The sequence below is a fragment of the Streptomyces murinus genome, assembly GCF_002154555.1.
Classification (GTDB): domain Bacteria; phylum Actinomycetota; class Actinomycetes; order Streptomycetales; family Streptomycetaceae; genus Streptomyces; species Streptomyces murinus.
On sequence record NZ_MUNF01000659.1, the window covers coordinates 1 to 1,212 of the forward strand.

Consider the following 1,212-nt stretch of genomic DNA (forward strand, 5'->3'; position numbering starts at 1 on the left):
CCGGCCCGCGGGCCGGTTCCACCACCGCTCTCGGCGTGCTCCGTGCGGATGGAGGCGGGCTCAGCCGCCCATGGCCGCGACGGCCGATTTGGGGCGCAGGTCCGTCCAGTTGGCCTCGATGTACTCGGCGCACTCCTGCTTCGTGCCCTCGTCCCGCACCAGCGTCCAGCCCGCGGGCTGCTGGATGCCGACCGGCCAGAGGGAGTGCTGGCCCTCGTCGTTGGCGAGTACGACGTAGCGGCCTTCCGGATCCTCAAAAGGGTTGGTTGCCACAATTCCCACCTTCGCTGAAGCGACGACGCATGACACGCGCCTGACGTTTTCCGGTCCCCAAACTAGGGGCCGTTCAGGCGGGGGGCGGGCAGCGTGACAGGCAGATCGGCGGTGGTGTGCACGCCCTCGTCGCGCGACGCGACTGGTCCACACCACACTACCGCCCGTTTCACGGACGACATATGATCATACGGACAGCGAGATCCATGAACTCCGACCGGTGAGGGGATCCAAGGTGGCAGGTGGTGGGGGGCCACTGAGATTCAACCTGCTGGGTGCGCTGGAGGTCTGGGAGGGCGGCACCAAACTCCGTCTGGGCGGGGCGATCCAGGAGCGCGTGCTCCTCATGCTGCTGCTGGAGTCCGGCAAGATGCTCCCCGTCTCCCGGCTCGTCGAGGCCGTCTGGGACGAGGACCCGCCCGCGACCGCCCCCCACCAGGTTCGCAAAGCCGTCGCCGATCTGCGCCGGCGCATCCCCGGTGGCAGCGAGACCCTGGTGACCGAGGGCCCCGGCTATCGCGTCGTGGTCACCGAGACCCAGCTGGACCTGGCCGAGTTCGACGCCCGGCTGCGCACCGCCAAGGAAGCCCTGGCCGCCGGGAACCCCGCCCGGGCCGTCGACGCGCTCCAGGCCACGCTGGCCCTGTGGCGCGGTCCGCTGCTCTCCGGCGAGAGCACCCCGGTCATCGAGCGCGCCTCGGTCATGCTGGAGGAGCGCCGGCTGGCCGCCGCCGAGCAGCTCTTCGATCTGCGGCTCGGCCTCGGCGAGTCCGCCGAACTCGTGGTGGACCTGCGCCAGCTCGTGCACCAGAACCCGCTGCGCGAGACCCTGCGCGGCCAGTTGATGCTCGCGCTGTACCGGTCGGGCCGCCAGGCCGCCGCCCTGGAGGAGTACGCCGAGGTCCGCCGGCTCCTCGGCGAGGAACTGGGCATCGACCC

General features: G+C 70.9%; 2 protein-coding genes. One reads left to right on the plus strand and one right to left on the minus strand.

What is annotated here, in order from left to right; translation table 11 throughout:
• Positions 1 to 60: 60 nt before the first annotated feature.
• Positions 61 to 273 (minus strand): MbtH family protein, encoded by a 213-nt coding sequence (locus CCN72_RS32460; RefSeq protein ID WP_037661390.1) that lies wholly within the window; start codon positions 271 to 273, stop codon positions 61 to 63.
• 235 nt (positions 274 to 508) lie between these two features.
• On the opposite strand from CCN72_RS32460, the gene CCN72_RS32465 reads away from it, so the two are divergent.
• On the plus strand, positions 509 to 1,212 hold a 704-nt coding region (locus CCN72_RS32465; protein ID WP_244174586.1), incomplete at its 3' end, for an AfsR/SARP family transcriptional regulator.